Source organism: Tessaracoccus yangjingae (genome assembly GCF_055326235.1).
On sequence record NZ_JBUZNN010000003.1, the window covers coordinates 169,885 to 189,458 of the forward strand.

Genomic DNA, 19,574 nt, shown 5'->3' on the forward strand with positions numbered 1-19,574 from the left:
CACGTAATACCAAGTCGGCGGATCAGCCGTCGGCCGCCGGGGTGGTCTTCAGGACGCTGAGCAGGAACTCGTGGTTGCTCGCGGTCTTGGTCATCCGGGACTTGAGGGTCTCCAGCGCCTGCTGATCGTCGAGGCCGGACAGCGCCCGACGCAGCTTCCAGATGATGTTCAGCTCGTCGCGGCCCAGCAGCAGGTCCTCGCGTCGGGTGCCGGAGGCGTCCACGTCGATGGCCGGGAAGATGCGCTTGTCCGCAAGCTCGCGGCGGAGGCGCAGCTCCATGTTGCCGGTGCCCTTGAACTCCTCGAAGATCACCTCGTCCATCTTCGAGCCGGTCTCGATGAGGGCGGTGGCCAGGATGGTGAGCGAGCCGCCGTTCTCGATGTTGCGCGCGGCGCCGAAGAACTTCTTCGGCGGGTACAGCGCGGCCGAGTCCACGCCACCGGACAGGATGCGTCCAGAGGCCGGCGCGGCGAGGTTGTAGGCACGCCCCAGGCGGGTGATGCCGTCGAGCAGCACCACCACGTCGTGGCCGAGCTCCACGAGCCGCTTGGCCCGCTCAATGGCGAGCTCGGCGACCATGGTGTGGTCCTCCGCCGGACGGTCGAACGTGGAGGCGATGACCTCGCCGGAGACGGTCCGCTGGAAGTCCGTGACCTCCTCGGGGCGCTCGTCGACGAGGACCACCATGAGGTGCACCTCGGGGTTGTTGACCGCGATGGCGTTGGCGATGGCCTGCATCACCATGGTCTTGCCCGCCTTGGGCGGCGAGACGATCAGCCCGCGCTGCCCCTTGCCGATGGGCGAGACGAGGTCGATGATCCGGCCCGCGATGTTGGTCTGCACCGTCTCGAGGCGCAGCCGCTCCTGCGGGTAGAGCGGCGTGAGCTTGGCGAACTCGGCGCGGCCCTTGGCCTTCTCCGGATCATCGCCGTTGATGGTGTCGAGGCGGACGAGCGGGCTGAACTTCTCCCTCCGCTCGCCGTCGCGGGGCGTGCGGATGGCGCCGGTGATCACGTCGCCGCGGCGCATGCCGTAGCGGCGGACGGTCGACATCGAGATGTACGCGTCGCTCGGGCCGGGCAGGTAGCCCGTGGTGCGCACGAAGGCGTAGTTGTCCTGGATGTCGACGATGCCGGAGATGGTGGCGAGCACGTCGCCCTCGGCGACGGTGGGCTCGGCCTCCATGCGCTCCATGCCCTGGCCGGCCCTGGCCGGGCGGCGGGTCTGGCGGTCCTGACGGTCCCGGTTGCGGCGCCGACGGCTGCGGCGCGAGCCGCCTTGGTCGTCGTCGTAGCCGCCCGGCTCGATGTTCATCGGAGGAGCCTGTGTCGCGGGCGCCGTCGAGGGTGCCGCGGCGGGCTTGCCGCCGCCCATGGCCGCCTCGAGGAGCTCCCCCACCTCGTCGATGGTGTCCTGCTGCTGCGGGCCGCGCTCCCGATTGCGACGGCGGCGGTTGCGTCCCCCTTCGCCCTCGGACTGCGGCTCGGACGCCTGCTGTGCGCGGGGCTCGCGGGCCGCTGGGGCCTCCGTGGGCAGCTCCGCCTGAGCCTGCTGCCGCGTCTCACCCGTCGACTCGCGCGGCTGCCGCTCCGCCTGGGCCACGGCCCGGTCGGTCTGGGCCACGGGCTGCTCGGTCCTGGGCCTGCGCTGCCGGCTCGGGGCCCGGTCCGCCGGCGCGGACGCGCCGGAGTCCGAAGCGGCCGGTGCTGAGACCTTCGCCGGCCCGCCAGCGGACTGGATGGCGCCCACGAGGTCTCCCTTGCGCATCGCGGAGACGCCCTTGATCCCCAGACGGGTTGCGACTGATTTGAGCTCGACCAGCTTCATAGCGGACAGGTCTGTGGATTCGCTCAACGAATGGTTCCTTCCATGGAGCCGTGGGGGCAGCTGACGATGCGCGCCGACGGCGTCAGAGTGGTGGAATACGTGGGCGCCAGCAGCCGGGAAGTGTGATCGCCACGGCGGCGCCTCGGGGTAAACCGTCATTCAGCCTAGCAACTGATCCGGCGACGGCCAAAGAATCGGCTCAGATCGCCGGCGCGGAGATCAGCTCGACCCCCGCGGAGGGCCGCATCCGCCGCTGCGCGAACCCCTCGGCCGCGACCTCTCCGACGCCCGCCAGCTGCCCGGGCGGGCCGACGGCGATCACCGTCGGGCCGGCCCCCGAGATGGCCGCCGGCACGCCCGCCGTCCGGAGCCGCTGCATGAGCTCGTAGGCGGGACGCATGAGGTCCGCCCGGTACTGCTGATGGAGGAGGTCAGCGGTGGCGTCGAGCAGCAGGTCGGGCCGGACCGTCAGCGCCAGCGGCAGGGCGGCCGCGGCGATCGCCTGCGCCACGGCGTCTGACCGGGAGACCGTCTGAGGGAGGACCCGCCGCGCCTCGTCCGTGCGGCACTCGAAGCCGGGGACGAAGGCCACTGCCTCGAAGTCCGCCGGGAGCGGCAACTGCACCAGCGACACCTTGCCCTCGCGGGCCCACGCGAGGATGGCCCCTCCCCACACCGCGGCCCCGGCGTTGTCCGGGTGCCCCTCGGCCGCGGTGGCCAGCCGGGTGATAGCCGCCCGGTCCACCTCTGCCCCTGGGCGCGCGACGCCCCAGGCCAGCGTCAGGCCGGCCACGATCGCGGCGGCCGACGACCCCAGGCCCCTCGAGTGCGGGATGGTGTTGCGGCAGGTCAGGCGCATCCCGGCCGGCCGCGCGGCGCCGAACTGCTTCAGCCCGTCGAGCAGCGACGAGACGACGAGGTGGCCCTCGTCCAGCGGCACGCCGTCGGCCCCCTCACCGTCGACGACCACCTCCAGGCCGGGCCTGTCCGACACGTCGAGCGTGACCTCGTCGTACCAGTCGAACGCCATCCCGACGCAGTCGAACCCGGACCCCAGGTTCGCGGTGGTGGCCGGAACCCGGACGGTGAGCCTCGTCATGGATCAGAAGCCCTCGACGCGCATGACGCGCACGTCCGAGCCGACGAAGTCCGCCGTCCGGAGCTCGTCGAGGACGAGGGCCAGGTCGCTCTCACGGGTGACATGGGTCATGACCCCCAGGCTGGCGGCGAAGCCCGCCTCGTGCTCGCCGCCCTCGCGGTAGCTCTGCTGCACGATGCGCAACGACACCCCGTGCTCGCCGAAGATGGCCGCGCACCGGGCGAGGACGCCGGGCCGGTCCACCACGTCGAAGCTGACGTAGAACTGCGCCTCGGACTCCCCGATGGGTGCCACCGCACGGCTGGTGTAGCTGGAGCCGCCGTGCGCGGCGGTGCCGCGGTGCCGGTTGCGGGCGGCCGTCACCACGTCGCCCATGACCGCGCTGGCGGTGGGGGCGCCCCCGGCGCCCTGGCCGAGGAACATGAGGTCCCCGGCCTCGCGGGACTTCACGAAGATGGCGTTGTAGGCGCCGGAGACGGAGGCCAGCGGATGCTTGTTGGCGACCATCGCCGGGTGCACCTTGACGATGACCCTGTCGTCGTCGGTCAGCTTCGCGATGGCCAGCAGCTTGATCGTGCAGCCCATCTGCTCCGCCGCCGCGATGTCCGCCGCGGTCACCTGCGAGATGCCCTCGCAGAACACCTCGTCGCGCCTGACCTCGGTGTGGAAGGCCAGCGCGGCCAGAATGGCGGCCTTGGCGGCCGCGTCGTGGCCCTCGATGTCGGCCGTCGGGTCCGCCTCGGCATACCCGAGCTCCTGTGCCTCGGCCAGGGCCTCGTCGAAGCTGCTGCCGTCGGTGACCATCTTGTCGAGGATGTAGTTGGTGGTGCCGTTGACGATGCCCATCACGGCGGTGATGTCGTCGCCCACGAGCGACTCCCTCAGCGGCCGGACGATCGGGATGGCGCCGGCGACGGCGGCCTCGTAGTAGAGGTCCACCCCCTTCTCCTCGGCGGCGCGCGAGAGCAGCCCCAGCTCATCGGCCAGGAGTGCCTTGTTCGCCGACACCACCGAGGCACCGTTGGCGATCGCCGTCAGCAGGAGGCTGCGCGCGGGCTCGATGCCGCCGATGAGCTCGACGACGATGTCGAGGTCCGTGCGGGCCACCAGCGACTCGAGGTCCGTGGTCAGCAGCGCCGGATCGATGCCCGGGCGCTCCGCCTCCAGCCGGCGCACGCCGATGCCGACGAGCTCCAACCTGCGCCCGATGCGCGACTCCAGGGTTGGCCCCTCGTTCAGGATGATGCGGGCCACCTGCGACCCGACCACGCCGGCGCCCAACAGCGCCACCTTGAGCGGCTTGCTCACTCTCCCACGTCCAATCTCATCAGGTCCTCCAGGGTTTCGCGGCGCAGCATCACGCGGGTGACGCCGTCCTTCGCCGAGACGACGGGGGGCTTCGGGATCTGATTGTAGTTACTGGCCATGCTGCGCGCGTAGGCGCCCGAGCCGGGCACGGCGATCAGGTCACCGATGGCCACGTCGGCGGGGAGGAACACGTCGCGGATGAGGATGTCGCCGCCCTCGCAGTGCTTCCCGACGACCCGGCTCAACACCGGTTCCCGGTCGGAGAGGCGGTTGGCGATGGCCGCCGAGTACTCAGCCGCGTAGAGGGCGGGACGGATGTTGTCGCTCATGCCGCCGTCGACGCTGACGTAGACGCGGGAGCGCCCGCCCTCCAGATCGACGATCTTGACCGTGCCCACGCGGTAGATCGCCACGCCGGCGGGGCCGCAGATCGCCCGGCCGGGCTCGATGGACAGGTGCGGCCGCTTCAGCCCGAAGGCGCGGCACTCGTGGTCGATCATCTCCTCGAACCCGGCGGCGATCTCGGAGGTGGGCGCGGGGGTGTCCGCGGAGGTGTAGGCGATGCCGAAGCCGCCGCCCAGGTCCAGCTCGGCCAGTTCCACGCCGGTGGCGGTGCGGAACTGGGACGCGAGCCGCATGGTGCGGCGGATCGCCACCTCGAAGCCGTGGGTGTCGAAGATCTGCGAGCCGATGTGGCTGTGGATCCCCGCCAGGTCCAGGTACTGCGAGCTGTGGCAGCGCACCAGCGCGGTCAGGGCCTGACCGCCGGTGATCGAGAGGCCGAACTTCTGGTCCTCGTGCGCCGTGGCGATGTACTCGTGCGTGTGGGCCTCCACGCCGGTGGTCACGCGCACCATCACCCGCGCCCTGTGCCCACCCTCGGCGCAGGCCTTCTCCAGGCGGGCGATCTCGTCGAACGAGTCCACGATGATGCGCCCCACGCCCTGTTCGAGGGCGAAGACGATCTCCTCGTCGGACTTGTTGTTGCCGTGCAGCCCGAGGCGCGCGGCGGGCATGCCGCCGGCCAACGCGATGCGCATCTCCCCCATCGTGGTCACGTCCAGGTTGAGTCCCTCCTCTGCCGCCCAGCGCGCGACCGTGCGGGTCAGCAGCGCCTTGCCCGCGTAGAAGATGTCCCATCCGGGGAAGGCCTCGCGGAACTCGGCCGCACGCGACCGGAAGTCCGCCTCGTCGATGACGTAGGCGGGCGTGCCGTGCTCCTCCGCGACGTCCGTGAGCGGGATGCCGGCCACCACGATGCGGCCCCGGTCGTCGCGATGCGCCCCACGCGGCCAGAGCTTGAGATCCAGCGCGTTGAGATCCGCGGGCACGTCCAGCCACTGTGGGCCCCCGTGCGCCGCGTCCGCGTGGATCGACCCGGCGATGTGCATGTGCGTCATGGCGCCAAGCCTGCCAGAGCGCCGCGCCCCGCCGCCATCCACCTCATCGGGGCGGACGCGGTCAGGGAGCGGCGACGGCGACCTCGCGGGTCCCGCGCAGCACGAGCGACTCCGGATCGGTGACCGGTTCGCCGTCGGCGCTGACGCTCACCCCTCCGCACGCGGCGCCCAGGCACTCCCCGTCGAACCGCACCCCCCACAGGGTGAAGAACTCGCCGAGGGTGACGGTGTGGTTCCCGTCGCCCTCCAGCCAGACCTCGCCGCCCGACTCGTGGGTGTGCACCGGGGCCTGGACGGCCCGCAGCCGGTCCGCCCCGATGTGGGCGGGGATCTCCACCGCCTCCCCCGCGACGGTGACGGAGAGCTCGAGGACCCACGGATCGGTGTCGGTGCCCAGAGGCTGCTCGGGGAGGCCGGCGGCCCGGATGTAGGACACGGCATCGCGCGGCGCATCCCAGGGCGGAGCAGTCTCGCGCAGCACCGCGGGCGCCGGGTCCGGGCGGGACACGCATGAGGTCAGCAGCAGCACCACCGAGGTCGCGAGGGCAGTCAGGGTGCGCACCCCGCCACCGTAGCGGGAAACGACAGCGCCCCTGAGGAGGTGCTAACCTTTCCGGGTCCAGCCCCCGTAGCTCAGGGGATAGAGCACCGCCCTCCGGAGGCGGGAGCCGAGGTTCGAATCCTCGCGGGGGCGCTCAGCGCCGGCTGGCAGGAGACTTTGGCGATGACCCACTCCAGGTACGGCGCCGGTGACACCGCGCGGTGGGCCGTCGCCGTCGGACTCATCGCCGTGTTTCTCCTCACGCGCTACGTCTCGTACCTGTTCCTGGGCCTCGACGAGGTCAAGTTCGTCGCCAACGACGTGTCGTACTACGGCTACCACCTGTTCCGGCTGGACGAGGGCGAGTCGGGCGTGATGGTCGAGTACCCCGTGCCGGCCGTGTGGATCCTGCAGGCCATCTACCGCCTGGGCGGCGGCTGGCAGACCTGGAGCGCCACGTACGTCGCGGTGTTCGTCCTGCTCGACGCGCTGGTCGCGATCACCCTCTACCGCCGCGACAACGCCGCGGGCGCCCTGTTCTGGATCCTGTTCACCGCCGCCCAGGGCCCCATCCTCTGGTACCGCTTCGACCTCATCCCCGCGGCCCTCGTCGCCTGGGCGTGCCTGTTCGTGACCCGGTTCCCGCGGGTGGCCGGCGGCATGGTGGGGCTGGGCGCAGCCATCAAACTGTGGCCCGCGCTGCTGATCGGCCCGATGCTCGCCCCCCACCCGTGGCGCTCGGCCCGGGCGCGCGGCCGGGTGACTGGATTCGTGGTGGTGGGCTTCGGGCTCGCGGCGGCCTCTCTCATCAGCAGCGGGTGGTCGCGCTCGGCCTCCCCCGTGACGTGGCAGGGGCAGCGCGGGCTCCAGATCGAGTCGGTGCCGGCCTCGCCCCTGATGCTGCTGCGCACCTTCACCGACAACCCCTCGTGGAACATCTTCCTGTCGCCGTTCAACGCCCTGGAGCTGCAGGGCCCGTACGTGGACTCGCTGGTCCGCCTGTCGACGGTGCTGACGGCGCTCTCGCTGGCCATCGCCGCCTACCTCAGCTACCGCCTGATCCGCCACCTCCACGACGACGACGAGCGCCTGCACGAAGCCATCCTCCTGGCCATCCTCACCATTGTGCTGGCCACCATCGTGACCAACAAGACGCTGTCGCCGCAGTACATCGCATGGCTCGGCGGCCCGGTGGCCGCCCTCCTGGTGGCCCGGAGCAGCGCCTGGCTGAGGCGGCCGCTCATCGTGTTCGCCGTGGCCCTGGTGATCGTGGCGGCCCTGACCCAGATGACCTACCCGTGGGGCGCCTACGGCATCATGGCGATCCCCCTGGGGTCCGGACCCGAGACCTCCGTCCTGCTGCTGCGCAACCTCACCCTCGTGTGCCTGGCCGCCTACGCCTTCGCCCTGACGCTGAGGGCCAGCAGGCCCCCGGTCGCCGGAGCCACGTCGCCGGAGCCACGGTCTCCGCTCCTGGTCGGGCGGCGGCAACCCACCGTCGATGTGGGTAAGGTGACTGGGTAGAAGCAGCCGCAGTCGTCTGCGGCGGAGCCGACTCACAGAGGGGATTGTGGCCACCGCCACTCACACATGTCAGCACCTGACTCACTTGACTCTTTCGGGGCGAACTCCTGGCTGATCGACGAGATGCGGGAGGCCTACGAGGCAGATCCCCAGTCGGTCGCGGAGGAATGGCGCGAACTCTTCGCCACCGACGCGACGCCCACCCCTCAAGCTGAGAAGCCGGCCCCACAGCCGCCTGCTCCCGCCCCCAGGCCCGCCGGCCGCGCCGGGCAGGAGCCCCCCTCCCCCGAGATCACCGCCGCCCCGGCACCCAGGCCCGCGGCCGAAGCCCCGGCGCCGGCCGCTCCCTCGGCCCCCGCCAAGGCGGAGCCCGCGAAGTCCACCAGGAGTCAGGTGGAGCAGCGCGCCCGGAAGGGCTCCGAGTCCCCGTCCAACCCCGGCACCGGATCCACGCTCTCGGCGAACGCGCCCAACCCCAGCCTCCGCCCCGCACCCTCCGCCGCGCAGCCGAAGTACACCGCGCTGCGTGGGGCGCCGATGCGCACGGCCAAGAACATGGAGTCGTCGCTGACCGTCCCCACCGCCACGTCGGTGCGGGCGGTGCCCATGAAGCTGGTCATCGACCAGCGAACGGTGATCAACAACTTCCTGCGCACCTCCAAGGGCGGCAAGGTCTCCTTCACCCACCTCGTCGGGTACGCCATGGTCAAGGCGCTCAAGGCCATGCCGGACATGAACAACGCCTACGACGTGGTCGACGGCAAGCCCAACCTGATCGAGAACCCGTCGATCAACCTCGGCATCGCCATCGACATCCGCAAGGGCGAGACCCGCCAGCTGCTGGTGCCCAACATCAAGGGCTGCGAGAACCTCAACTTCTTCCAGTTCTGGTCCGCCTACGAGCAGGTCGTGAAGAAGACCCGCGACGGCGAGCTTCAGGTCAGCGACTTCGCGGGCACCACCGCGTCGCTCACCAACCCGGGCGGGATCGGCACCAACCACTCGGTGCCGCGCCTCATGAACGGGCAGGGCATGATCCTCGGGGTCGGCAACATCGACTACCCGGCCGAGTTCCAGGGCATGAGCCCCTCGCGGATGACCGAGCTGGGCGTCTCGAAGACGACGACGCTCACCAGCACCTACGACCACCGCGTCATCCAGGGGGCCACCTCCGGCGAGTTCCTCAAGAAGATGCACGAGCTCCTGCTCGGGCAGGACCGGTTCTACGACGAGATCTTCGAGGCGCTGCGCATCCCCTACGAGCCGTTACGCTGGTCGCCCGACGTGTCGGCGCACCGCGACTCCCAGGTGGGCAAGACCGCGCGCGTGCTCGAGCTCGTCAACGCTTACCGCACCTTCGGGCATCTCGTCGCCGACACGGACCCGCTCGAGTACCGCCAGCGTTCGCACGAGGACCTGCGCCTGGAGACCCACGGGCTCTCGATCTGGGACCTGGACCGCGAGTTCGCCGTCGGGACCTTCGGCGGGAAGGACCGCGTCTACCTGCCCCTGCGCGACATCATCAGCATCCTGCAGGACTCGTACTGCCGCACCGTCGGCGTCGAGTACATGCACATCGCGGACCCCCGCCAGCGCGAATGGTTCCAGCAGCGCATGGAGCGGCCCCACACGCCGCTGACGCACGAGGAGCACATGCACGCCCTCGACAAGCTCAACGAGGCGGAGGTCTTCGAGACCTTCCTGCAGACCAAGTTCGTCGGCCAGAAGCGCTTCTCCCTGGAGGGCGGCGAGTCCCTCATCGTGCTGCTCGACGAGATCGCCCAGCGCGCCGCCAACGACTCGCTCGACGAGGTGTGCATCGGCATGCCCCACCGCGGACGGCTCAACGTGCTGGCCAACATCGTGGGCAAGAAGTACGCGTCGATCTTCAAGGAGTTCGACGGCCAGGTGGACCGCAGCGGCACCGGGGACGTGAAGTACCACCTCGGCGCGGAGGGCACCTTCGTGGCCGCCAACGGCGCCACCATCAAGGCCTCCGTGGCGGCCAACCCGTCGCACCTCGAGGCGGTCAACCCGGTCCTGCAGGGCATCGCCCGCGCGAAGCAGGACACCCTCGGCGCGGACGACTACCCCGTCCTGCCCCTCACCCTGCACGGCGACGCGTCGTTCTCCGGCCAGGGCGTGGTGTTCGAGACCCTGCAGATGAGCCAGTTGCGCGGCTACAAGACCGGCGGCACCATCCACGTGGTGGTCAACAACCAGGTGGGGTTCACCACCGCACCCAGCGAGTCCCGCAGCTCCACCTACTGCACGGACGTCGCGAAGGCCATCTCCGCGCCGGTGCTGCACGTCAACGGCGACGATCCGGACTCCTGCATCCGGGCGGCGCGGGCCGCGTTCGACTACCGGCAGAAGTACCACAAGGACGTCGTCATCGACTTGGTCTCCTACCGCCGTCGCGGCCACAACGAGGGCGACGACCCGAGCTTCACGCAACCCAACATGTACGACCTCATCGAGCAGAAGCGCTCGACGAGGCGCCTCTACACCGAGTCCCTGATCGGCCGCGGCGACATCTCCATGGCCGATGCCGAGGACGTCATGAACCGGTTCCGCTCGCGCCTCGAGAACGTGTTCCGGGAGGTCCGCGAGACCAGCGAGACGGACGACGACTACCGCAAGGTGCCCTACTACCCCACCAAGCCGGATGCCCGCCTGACCGAGATCACGCAGGACATGCTGCAGACCATCGCCGACGTGCACACGCAGTTCCCGGAGGGGTTCGTCGTGCATCCCAAGGTGATGCCGCAGCTGGAGCGCCGGGCGCAGGCCATCCTCGAAGGTCCGATCGACTGGGCCACGGCCGAGATGATCGCCATCGGCTCCCTGCTGATGGAGCGCCGCCCGGTGCGGCTGGCCGGCCAGGACTCGAGGCGCGGCACGTTCTCGCAGCGGTTCGCGGCCATCGTGGACCGGGTGACCAACGAGGCGTGGGTGCCGCTCAAGCACCTCACGGAGGACCAGGGCACCTTCGACGTCTTCGACTCCCTGCTCAGCGAGTACGCGGCGCTCGGCTTCGAGTACGGATACTCGGTGGCCCGGCCGGATGCGTTGGTGATGTGGGAGGCGCAGTTCGGCGACTTCGTCAACGGCGCCCAGATCATCTCCGACGAGTTCGTCGCCTCCGGCAACGCGAAGTGGACGCAGAAGTCCGGCGTGGTGCTGCTCCTGCCGCACGGCTACGAGGGGCAGGGCCCGGACCACAGCTCTGCGCGCATCGAGCGATGGCTGCAGCTGTGCGCGGAGAACGCGCTGGCGGTGTGCCAGCCCTCCACGCCGGCGAGCTACTTCCACCTGCTGAGGCAGCACGCGTACGTCAACTTCCACCGGCCCGTGGTCATCGCCACGCCGAAGTCGATGCTGCGCAACAAGCTGGCCACCTCCCATCCCGAGGACTTCACCTCGGGGGCCTGGCATCCGGTGCTCGACGACCCGACGGTCGAGGATCCGTCGGCGGTCGAGCGCCTGATCCTGTGCTCCGGAAAGGTGCGCTGGGATCTGGTGGCGTCCCGGGACAAGCGGGGCCTCGCGGGCAAGGTGGCGATCGTGGCGTTGGAGCGCCTGTACCCCCTCCCCAGCGAGGAGCTGGCCAAGGCGCTGAAGCGTTACGCGCACGTCGACGACGTCCGCTTCGTCCAGGACGAGCCGGAGAACCAGGGCGGGTGGCCGTTCCTGTCCGCGCACCTTCCCGCGGACGTCAAGCGCTACTTCCCCGAGTACGACCTGAGGATGCGGCGGGTGTCGCGCGAGTGGTCCTCGGCGCCCTCTGTGGGATCGCTGAAGGTGCACAAGACCCAGGAGGAAGAGCTCCTCGACGCGGCGCTAGGCTGAGCCGGTGTACTTCACCGACCGTGGGCTCGAGGAGCTCGTTGATCGGCGCGGCCACGAGGAGATCACCTTCGAGTGGCTCGCCGATCAGCTGCGCACATTTGTTGATCTGAACCCGGAGTTCGAGACCCCGGTGGAACGCCTCGCCTCGTGGCTGGCCAGGCTGGATGACGAGGAGGACGACTGATGCTCGATCTTGATGCACTCACCGGGCGGTACCGGGAGCTGACCGGCTCGGAGCCGGAAGGGCTGTGGTTCGCGCCAGGGCGGGTCAACCTGATCGGTGAGCACACCGACTACAACGACGGGTTCGTCCTGCCGTTCGCGCTGGAGCGCAAGGCGGTCATCGCCGCCGGCCGGCGCGACGACGAGACGCTGGTCATGGTCTCGCTCGAGCTCGACGACGAGGTGCATGTGCGGCTCGCGGATCTCGCCCCGAACGCCGACGGCTGGTCGTCCTATCTGGCCGGTGTCGCCTGGGCGCTCCGCGAGGCCGGTCACGCCGTCGGGGGTGCCACCCTGGTGATGACCTCAGACGTGCCGCTCGGCGCCGGCCTGTCCAGCTCCGCGGCCATCGAGTGCGCCACCGTCGCGGCGCTGGCGGATCTGTACGGGCTGGACATCCCCAGGATGGACCGGGCCAAGCTCGCCCGCGTCGCCGAGAACCAGTACGTGGGGGCGCCCACCGGCCTGCTGGACCAGGCGGCCAGCACGCTGTGCGAGAAGGACTCGGGCCTGTTCCTGGACTGCCGCACCCTGGAGACCCAGCAGGTACCGCTCCCCATGGCCGAGCAGGGCTTCGAGATGCTCGTGCTCGACACGAAGACGCCCCACAGCCACGTCGACGGCGAATACGGCGCACGCCGCGCCTCCTGCGAGGAGGCATGCCGGATCCTCGGTGTGGCCGCTCTGCGCGACGTGACCGATCTGGTCGACGCCCTCGACCGGCTGGACGACGAGACTCTGCGCCGCAGGGTCCGCCACGTCGTGACGGAGAACGAGCGCGTCCTGCAGGCGTTCGAGCTGGCCAAGGCGGGAGACCTGGCCGCCCTGGCGCCGCTGCTCGACGCCTCCCACGCCTCGATGCGCGACGACTACGAGATCACGGTCCCCACGGTGGACCTCGCCGTCGAGGCCGCCCGCGAGGCGGGCGCGTTGGGTGCCCGCATGACGGGCGGCGGCTTCGGTGGCTGCATCATCGCGCTCACCGAGGCGGGCGAGGCGGACCGCATCGGACGGGCTGTGGCCCGGGCCTTCTCCGACGCCGGGTACGGCGCGCCGGAGTGGTTCTCCGTGACCCCCGCCCCTGGCGCGGGTCGGCTCGTCTGACGCGCGCTACCGGAGACGTTCGAGCTCGCGCCGGCCGACCGCCAGCACGGAGGCGATCACGGTCGCGAGCACGAACGGCGCCACGATCAGGCTGCCGATGAACTGGGCGCGGTCCGCCGTGGTGAGGAAGCTGCCCACCACCATGAGGTGCAGCAACGACGAGGCGACCACCAGGCCCAGGGCCCACGAGAACCGCTTCAGCACCAGCCAGGCGATCAGCAGCAGCGAGGCGCCGTACGCGATGAGCACCGCCGCGATCCCCACCGCGAACAGCCTGGAGTTCACCACCAGTGCCCCGACGCCGATCCCGACGGCGGCAAGACCGGTCACGGCGGTGAGGATGACGCTGATGGCGAGCAGGGGACGGCGCAGGACGGCATTCACGCACCTGAGCGTGCCTCACCCCGCCCCTATCCAACAAGTTGGGCCAGTTTGGGTGTGGTTCCACGTGCGGCCCGCCGCTATTGCCTATCGTGGACCGCGAGGGTAACCTGCTTGAGCTTGGCGGCTGCCTTTGCCGCGAACATTTGCCGACACGAAGGAGCTCCAACTATGGATTGGCGCCACAAGGCCGCCTGCCTCACCGAGGATCCGGAGTTGTTCTTTCCTGTCGGAAACACCGGGCCCGCGCTGCAACAGATCGAGGAAGCCAAGAAGATCTGCATGCGGTGCGTCGTTCGTGAGCAGTGCCTGTCCTGGGCCCTTGAGGCCGGCCAGGACCACGGCGTCTGGGGTGGGCTGAGCGAGGACGAGCGCCGGGCGATCAAGCGCCGTGCCGCCCGTTCGCGGCTGCGCACCTCCTGAGAGCCCGTCGAGGCGCACACTGGTGCCATGACCAGCGGCCTCGGGGCCGCGTTCGCCTCGGCCCCCCGTTCTGATTTTCTCCCGCCGGATCAGCGACGCTACGCCGCGGTCGACGCGCCACTGGCCATCGGCCACGGCTCGACCAACTCGCAACCCTCGACGGTGCGCTACATGCTCGAGCTTCTCGACGCCGGACCCGGTCAGCGCGCGCTCGACGTGGGCAGCGGCTCTGGCTGGACCTCCGCCCTGCTCGGCGAGCTCGTCGGCCCCACCGGTTCGGTGATCGGGGTGGAACTCGTGCCGGAGCTCGTGGACATGGCGCGCGTGAACCTGGCGGACCACCGCCCCTGGGTGCGGATCGAGCTGGCCCGCGGCAACCAGCTCGGCTGGCCGGAGGACGCCCCCTACGACCGCATTCTCGTGTCCGCGGACGGCGGACGGGTCCCCGCGGAGCTTGAGGCCCAGCTCGCCCCGGGCGGGCGGATGGTCCTCCCGGCCGCCTCGGACATGATGGTGGTGGAGCGGGCCGCGGACGGCCGGCTGTCGCGCCGGCGGGCGAGGGGGCGGTTCAGCTTCGTGCCGTTGAGGTGATCAGGGCACCACGGGCGGCACCGGCAACGCGATCGTCGCCACGGCGCCCCGCGAGTCCTCCCGGTTCTCGATGGTCAGCGAGCCGTGGAGATCCTTGATCAGGGTTGAGATGATCGCCAGGCCCAGCGACGTCTGGTTGCCGAGCTTGAAGTCGTCGGGAAGGCCGTGCCCGGCGTCGACGATGCGGATGGTCAGCCTGTCGCCGTCGCGGTCTGGCAGCACCTCGACGCACCCTGAGGAGCTGTCCATGCCGTGTTCGACGGCGTTCTGGCACAGCTCGGTGATCACCATGGACAGGGAGGTGGCCATCTCCGCCGGGATCACCCCGAACGTGCCGCGCCTGCGGGCCTTGACGGTGCCGTGGTGCGCCGCGAGGTCCCCGACCATGTCGAGGATCTTGTCGCACACCACGTCGAACTCGACGGCCTCCCCGAGGCTGTAGCTGAGGGTCTCGTGCACCATGGCGATCGACGAGACGCGGCGCATCGCGTCGCGCAGGGCCTCCTTGCCCTCCGGGGAGGACAGCCGGCGCGACTGCATGCGCAGGAGCGCGGCGACGGTCTGGAGGTTGTTCTTGACCCGGTGGTGGATCTCCCGGATGGTGGCGTCCTTGGTCACCAGCATCCGGTCCCGTCGGCGGAGGTCCGTGGTGTCGCGGCAGAGCACGAGCATGCCGGCCGAGGTGTACTCCAGCCACAGCGGGAGGAGGACGAACCGCATGGACGCCCCGCGCGACTCGACGTCGAACTCCAGCGTGAGGCGCCCGTCGAGATCGGCGTCCACAGTCTGGCCCATCGACTCGACGCCCTCCCGCAGCTGGCGCGTGAGGTCGCGGAAGTGCTCGCCCTCGATGTCGCCCACCGCCCCCAGGCGCCGGAAGCCGGTCACGGCGTTGGGGCTGGCGAACGAGATCACGCCGTCGGGCTGGACGCGCAGGACCCCGTCTGCGGCGCGCGGGGCGAGCGCCTTGTCCGACGGCGTCACCAGCGGGAACTCGCCGCGCATCAGCATCTGGGTGAGGATCTCGGCGGCCTCGATGAAGTTCTCCTCGAGTGCGCCGGTGGCCCGCATCCCCATCTGGTTGGTGTGCCGCTCGATGACGGCGATGGGGCGGTCATGGCGCAGGACCGGGATCGCCCAGACGTCCACGGGGATGCCGGCGCCGATCTCGTTGTCGCTGGTCTCCGCGATCGCGTGGGTCATGAACGCGACCGTCACCTGGTGGTCGGGTTCGAACTCGATCAGCTCCCCGACGATGTCCTCCTCGAGCGCGGTGGGCCCCGTGACGGGGCGCACCTGTGCGGTGCAGGCGAACACGTCGCCCTCCTCGCTGAGGGGCTTCCACAGCACCAGGTCCGAGAAGCTCAGATCTGCGAGCAGATGCCACTGGGAGACGAAGGCGTCCAGCCACTCGTCGTCGGTCAACTGTCCGAGGTCTCGCATCACGGGCCCAGCTTGCCACGGATGGCCTTTCGCGTGCGCGGGCCCCCATCTGGCACAATGTGGTGTCCCGCAGGTATTGAACACGAGGAGCCCCCATGGGAAAGACCGGACGCAAGCGCCGCGCCCGCCGCAAGAGCAAGGCCAACCACGGCAAGCGGCCCAACACCTGAGCCGAGGCCATGACGCACTTCAGCCCCCGCGGGTTCCTGCGGGGGCTGTTGTCTTGCCAGGGTCAGGGACGGCGCGTCACGCGCAGCGTCTGGATCCGCGCAGTCAGCGTGGCCGGCGCCTTCGCCGACAGCTGGCTGCGCTGGATCATCTCCGTGATGGTGGATTCGATCTCGAAGTTCTCCATACATCGCTCGCAGGCGTGGAGGTGGAGCCGGATGAGGTCCGCGTCGTGCTCGAGGAGTTCGTTGCGGAGGAACGAGTGGACCTGCGAGAGGGCCGCGACGCACTCGTCCATCTCGTCGTGCTCGTGGGAGAACATGTCGGGATCTGCCATCACCGACCTCCGGTCCTTCGGCCGATCCCGTTCTCGCGGGCGTAGTCGGCGAGGAGGTCGCGCAGCTGTGAGCGGCCGCGGTTGAGCCGGCTCATGACGGTGCCGATGGGGGTGCCCATGATCTCGGCGATCTCCTTGTAGGAGAACCCCTCGACGTCGCTGAGCAGGACGGCCATGCGGAAGTTCTCGGGGAGCCTGGCGATGGCCTCGGACACCACGCCGTCGGGCGTCTGGTCCAGCGCCTCCATCTCGGCGCTCCGCAGCCCCGCCGAGTCGTGGGACGCGGCACGCGCGAGCTGCCAGTCTGAGACGTCCTCGTCGCCGCTGGACTGCGGCGAGCGCTGGGCCTTGCGGTAGGCGTTGATGTAGGTGTTGGTGAGGATCCGGTACAGCCAGGCCTTCAGGTTGGTCCCGGGGGAGAACGTGTGCCGCGACGCGAACGCCTTGGCGTAGGTCTCCTGCACGATGTCCTCGGCGTCTGCCGGGTTGCGGGTCATCCGCATGGCCGCAGCGAAGAGCCGGTCCAGATGGCTCAGCGCTTCCTCCTCGAACGCCTCGGCATCGGCGTCGAGGGTGTCGGCGGCATCCGGGGCCGCGGCAAGCTCGCTGTCCATCAGGATCGAGAATAGCGCCTGCGCGACGATGCTCTCCGCGTGTGCCACCGCCGCGGAACGCTCTCCAGGCGTGGCGAGTGGGGGTGCGGCGGGCGTCATGCCCACCTCAACACACACCCCCCGGGGTCTATTCCCGCCTTGTGGGAATCAGTCCGGCAGGGGCTCGATCAGGGCGGCGCCGTCTGTGCCCACCGTGTTGACCGCACGCGACACCTTCCGGTGAGCCAGCGTCGTGGGCGTCACGAGCAGCCCCACCGCCGCCGCGGCATCGGTGGCCCCCGGGTCCAGCCAGGCGTCCCAGTGCTCCCTCGGCAGGGTCATGGGCATCCTGTCGTGCACCCAGCCCAGCTCGTCGGTGGCGTCTGTGGTGATGATGGTGGTCGACGACACCCACCCGTCGGGCCCCTTCCAGAACTCGTACAGACCCGCCATGACGAACAGTCCCGACGGCGGATGGAGGAAGTAGGGCTGCTTGACGGGTTTGGCGGCGCCTGCGGGCCTCTCCGTGCGCCACTCGTAGTACCCGGCGGCGGGCAGGAGGCACCGCCGCGATGCGGCAGCCTTCCGGTAGGCCGGCTTCTCGGTGAGGGTCTCGACGCGGGCGTTGATCATGGTGGAGCCGGGAGCCTTCGCCCAGCTCGGCACCAGCCCCCAGCGCAGCGGCACCAGCTTGCGGGTCACCCCGCCGTCGGCCGCCCGCTCGACGACGGCGGGCACCGGGTCCGTCGGGGCGATGTTGTAGCGCGGGGCGCACACCTCGGCCATCTCCTCCGCCACGAAGGAGATCTCGAACTCCTCGACGAGCTCATCGGGGTTCGCGGTCGCCGCGTACCGTCCGCACATGGTCCAACCCTAGTACTGTGGCGGCATGAGTCTGCTGCGGTTTGTTGCCAGGAGTCTGTTCGCCAGCTACTTCATCGCCGAGGGGGTCAAGGCCGTCACCAGGCCGGCCGAGATCGCCCCGGACGCGGAGCGGTTCACCTCCACGGTGACCCCCCTGCTGCAACGGGTGGTGCCCGCTGATGTCGCGGCCTACGTGCCCGAGAGGGCGGAGACGTGGGTGCGCATCTCCGGCGTTGCGCAGATCGCCGGCGGCGCCATGTACGCCACGGGCATCGGCCGTCGCCTGGGCGCGCTGCTGCTCGCCAAGGCCTCGGTGCTCAACCTCGCGATCGCGCTGCCGGACAAGGACGCCACCCGGGTGGCCAAGGACGCGGCCCGTCCCGAGATCCTGCGCAACGCCGCGCTGCTGGGTGCCGCCGTGCTCGCCGCCCAGGACACGGAGGGCAGGCCCAGCCTGTCGTGGCGGGCGGATCACGCGGCGAAGGTGACCGAGAAGAAGGCCTCGGCGCTCGGCGCGGACGTCAGCCGATCCGCGCAGAAGGCCGCCGAACGGGCGGAGAAGCGGGCGAAGCAGCTGGCCAGGAAGGCCCGCAGGTCCGCCAAGTCGATCAGCAGGAAGATCGAGGCCAGCGTCAACTGATGACCCACCCCCTCCCCTTCACCCAGTCCCCCGTCGCGGGCGAGGTCGTCGTCCCCGGTTCGAAGTCGGAGACCAACCGGGCGCTGGTCCTGGCCGCCCTGGCGGACGGCCCCAGCACCCTCGTCGGGGCCTTGGAGTCGCGTGACTCGGCCCTGATGATCGGCGCGCTCAGGGCGCTGGGCGTCGAGGTGGCCGAACGCGGGGACACTCTCGTGATCACCCCGCCGCAGCGGTTCAGGGGCGCCGCCGGCATCGACTGCGGGCTCGCCGGCACGGTCATGCGGTTCGTGCCCCCCGTCGCCATGCTCGCGGACGGGCCCTCGTCGTTCACCGGGGATCCGCACGCCAGCGAGCGCCCCATGGCGCCGCTCCTCGACGGGCTGCGGCAGCTGGGCGCCCAGGTCTCGGCCGACGCGCTCCCCTTCACCCTCACTCCCCCGCTGGCCGCTCACGGCACGGCCAACATCGACGCGTCCGCGTCCAGCCAGTTCATCTCGGGGCTGCTGCTGATCGGCGCGCGGCTTCCCCGCGGCCTGACGCTGCGGCACACGGGTGACAGGCTGCCCTCGCGCCCGCACATCGAGATGACCGCCGCCATGCTGCGCGAGGTGGGGGTCCAGGTCGCGGAGCCTGACGAGCGCACCTGGCAGGTGGCGCCGGGGCGCATCGCCGCCCGCAGCCACACCATCGAGCCGGACCTCACCAACGCCGCGGTCTTCCTCGCTGCCGGCGCGGTCACCGGCGGCCGCGTCACCGTGCCTGGCTGGCCCGCCCGGAGCCTTCAGCCCGGGGCCCTCTTCCTGGATGTGGTGCGGGGCATGGGCGCCTCCGTCGAGCGGCGGGGTGATCGGGTCACCGTCGGGGGGAGCGGGGCGCTCACCGGCATCGACGTGGACCTCACGACGGCCTCCGAACTCACCCCGGTCGTGGCCGCACTCGGCGCCCTTGCCACCGGCACCACCACCATCGGTGGGGTCGCCCACATCCGCGGGCACGAGACGGACCGGATCGCGGCCCTCGTCACGGAGCTGCGCCGGCTGGGCGCGGACGCCGAGGAGACCCCCGACGGCCTCCGGATCGTCGGCGGCGGGGAGCTGCGCCCCGCGGTGCTGCACACCTACGCCGACCACCGGATGGTCCACTTCGCGGCGCTGCTGGCGCTCAGGGTGAGCGGCATCCAGGTCACGGACCTGGACTGCGTTTCGAAGACCATGCCGAACTTCGCGCGCGACTGGCGCGGGCTCGTCGGCCGGTGA

Annotated in this window: 19 protein-coding genes and 1 tRNA gene; 10 read left to right on the top strand and 10 right to left on the bottom strand. The window is 70.5% G+C overall.

Annotation, left to right across the window (positions count from 1 at the left end; translation table 11 throughout):
• Nucleotides 1-22 precede the first annotated feature (22 nt).
• From rho to ACZK5D_RS06100, 5 genes are all read right to left on the bottom strand, one after another.
• Nucleotides 23-1,828 (bottom strand): transcription termination factor Rho, encoded by a 1,806-nt coding sequence (gene rho, locus ACZK5D_RS06080; protein ID WP_463664788.1) that lies wholly within the window; start codon nucleotides 1,826-1,828, stop codon nucleotides 23-25.
• A 199-nt stretch (nucleotides 1,829-2,027) separates the two neighbouring features.
• Nucleotides 2,028-2,927, bottom strand: coding sequence for a homoserine kinase (gene thrB / locus ACZK5D_RS06085; RefSeq protein ID WP_463664659.1), 900 nt, complete (start codon nucleotides 2,925-2,927; stop codon nucleotides 2,028-2,030).
• 3 nt (nucleotides 2,928-2,930) lie between these two features.
• On the bottom strand, nucleotides 2,931-4,235 hold the full coding sequence (locus ACZK5D_RS06090) for a homoserine dehydrogenase (RefSeq protein ID WP_458993825.1): 1,305 nt from the start codon (nucleotides 4,233-4,235) through the stop codon (nucleotides 2,931-2,933).
• Nucleotides 4,232-5,635 (bottom strand): diaminopimelate decarboxylase, encoded by a 1,404-nt coding sequence (gene lysA, locus ACZK5D_RS06095; protein WP_458993824.1) that lies wholly within the window; start codon nucleotides 5,633-5,635, stop codon nucleotides 4,232-4,234. Before lysA ends, ACZK5D_RS06090 begins: the two co-directional genes overlap by 4 nt.
• Nucleotides 5,636-5,696: 61 nt before the next feature.
• Complete coding sequence (locus ACZK5D_RS06100; protein WP_458993823.1) at nucleotides 5,697-6,197, bottom strand: hypothetical protein; 501 nt, start codon at nucleotides 6,195-6,197, stop codon at nucleotides 5,697-5,699.
• A gap of 60 nt (nucleotides 6,198-6,257) precedes the next feature.
• Between ACZK5D_RS06100 and ACZK5D_RS06105 the strand changes: the two genes are divergently transcribed.
• The 5 genes from ACZK5D_RS06105 (at nucleotide 6,258) to galK (ending at nucleotide 12,878) form a co-directional block, all read left to right on the top strand.
• A tRNA-Arg gene (locus ACZK5D_RS06105) sits at nucleotides 6,258-6,329 on the top strand.
• A gap of 30 nt (nucleotides 6,330-6,359) precedes the next feature.
• A complete protein-coding gene (locus tag ACZK5D_RS06110; protein ID WP_458993822.1) occupies nucleotides 6,360-7,700 on the top strand; it encodes a glycosyltransferase 87 family protein in 1,341 nt (446 codons plus the stop codon).
• A gap of 66 nt (nucleotides 7,701-7,766) precedes the next feature.
• Complete coding sequence (locus ACZK5D_RS06115; RefSeq protein WP_458993821.1) at nucleotides 7,767-11,552, top strand: multifunctional oxoglutarate decarboxylase/oxoglutarate dehydrogenase thiamine pyrophosphate-binding subunit/dihydrolipoyllysine-residue succinyltransferase subunit; 3,786 nt, start codon at nucleotides 7,767-7,769, stop codon at nucleotides 11,550-11,552.
• Between the two features lie 4 nt (nucleotides 11,553-11,556).
• The gene (locus tag ACZK5D_RS06120) at nucleotides 11,557-11,736 is read left to right on the top strand and encodes a DUF6104 family protein (protein WP_458993820.1); all 180 of its coding nucleotides are present in this window, start codon (nucleotides 11,557-11,559) and stop codon (nucleotides 11,734-11,736) included.
• Complete coding sequence (gene galK, locus ACZK5D_RS06125; protein WP_458993819.1) at nucleotides 11,736-12,878, top strand: galactokinase; 1,143 nt, start codon at nucleotides 11,736-11,738, stop codon at nucleotides 12,876-12,878. The genes ACZK5D_RS06120 and galK overlap by 1 nt, the downstream gene beginning before the upstream one ends.
• A gap of 6 nt (nucleotides 12,879-12,884) precedes the next feature.
• On the opposite strand, the gene ACZK5D_RS06130 is transcribed toward galK, so the two are convergent.
• The gene (locus ACZK5D_RS06130; RefSeq protein WP_458993818.1) at nucleotides 12,885-13,262 is read right to left on the bottom strand and encodes a hypothetical protein; all 378 of its coding nucleotides are present in this window, start codon (nucleotides 13,260-13,262) and stop codon (nucleotides 12,885-12,887) included.
• 168 nt (nucleotides 13,263-13,430) lie between these two features.
• On the opposite strand from ACZK5D_RS06130, the gene ACZK5D_RS06135 reads away from it, so the two are divergent.
• On the top strand, nucleotides 13,431-13,682 hold the full coding sequence (locus ACZK5D_RS06135) for a WhiB family transcriptional regulator (protein WP_458993817.1): 252 nt from the start codon (nucleotides 13,431-13,433) through the stop codon (nucleotides 13,680-13,682).
• A 27-nt stretch (nucleotides 13,683-13,709) separates the two neighbouring features.
• Nucleotides 13,710-14,273, top strand: coding sequence for a protein-L-isoaspartate O-methyltransferase family protein (locus tag ACZK5D_RS06140; RefSeq protein WP_458993816.1), 564 nt, complete (start codon nucleotides 13,710-13,712; stop codon nucleotides 14,271-14,273).
• On the opposite strand, the gene ACZK5D_RS06145 is transcribed toward ACZK5D_RS06140, so the two are convergent.
• On the bottom strand, nucleotides 14,274-15,716 hold the full coding sequence (locus ACZK5D_RS06145; RefSeq protein ID WP_458996528.1) for a sensor histidine kinase: 1,443 nt from the start codon (nucleotides 15,714-15,716) through the stop codon (nucleotides 14,274-14,276).
• Between the two features lie 95 nt (nucleotides 15,717-15,811).
• Between ACZK5D_RS06145 and ACZK5D_RS06150 the strand changes: the two genes are divergently transcribed.
• Nucleotides 15,812-15,886 carry a 50S ribosomal protein bL37 gene (locus ACZK5D_RS06150; protein WP_458996527.1) on the top strand — a complete coding sequence of 25 codons (75 nt, stop codon included), beginning with the start codon at nucleotides 15,812-15,814 and terminating at the stop codon, nucleotides 15,884-15,886.
• A 62-nt stretch (nucleotides 15,887-15,948) separates the two neighbouring features.
• On the opposite strand, the gene ACZK5D_RS06155 is transcribed toward ACZK5D_RS06150, so the two are convergent.
• The 3 genes from ACZK5D_RS06155 to ACZK5D_RS06165 form a co-directional block, all read right to left on the bottom strand.
• Complete coding sequence (locus tag ACZK5D_RS06155) at nucleotides 15,949-16,221, bottom strand: mycothiol system anti-sigma-R factor (RefSeq protein ID WP_458993815.1); 273 nt, start codon at nucleotides 16,219-16,221, stop codon at nucleotides 15,949-15,951.
• Entirely contained in the window at nucleotides 16,221-16,835 is a 615-nt protein-coding gene (locus ACZK5D_RS06160; protein ID WP_458993814.1) for a sigma-70 family RNA polymerase sigma factor, read from the bottom strand. The genes ACZK5D_RS06155 and ACZK5D_RS06160 overlap by 1 nt, the downstream gene beginning before the upstream one ends.
• Nucleotides 16,836-16,982: 147 nt before the next feature.
• Nucleotides 16,983-17,678 (bottom strand): SOS response-associated peptidase, encoded by a 696-nt coding sequence (locus ACZK5D_RS06165; protein ID WP_463664660.1) that lies wholly within the window; start codon nucleotides 17,676-17,678, stop codon nucleotides 16,983-16,985.
• A gap of 25 nt (nucleotides 17,679-17,703) precedes the next feature.
• On the opposite strand from ACZK5D_RS06165, the gene ACZK5D_RS06170 reads away from it, so the two are divergent.
• Nucleotides 17,704-18,318: a DoxX family membrane protein gene (locus ACZK5D_RS06170; protein WP_463664661.1), complete on the top strand. Its 615-nt coding sequence runs from the start codon at nucleotides 17,704-17,706 to the stop codon at nucleotides 18,316-18,318.
• Nucleotides 18,318-19,574, top strand: a complete 1,257-nt coding sequence (gene aroA, locus ACZK5D_RS06175; RefSeq protein ID WP_458993811.1) for a 3-phosphoshikimate 1-carboxyvinyltransferase — start codon at nucleotides 18,318-18,320, stop codon at nucleotides 19,572-19,574. The genes ACZK5D_RS06170 and aroA overlap by 1 nt, the downstream gene beginning before the upstream one ends.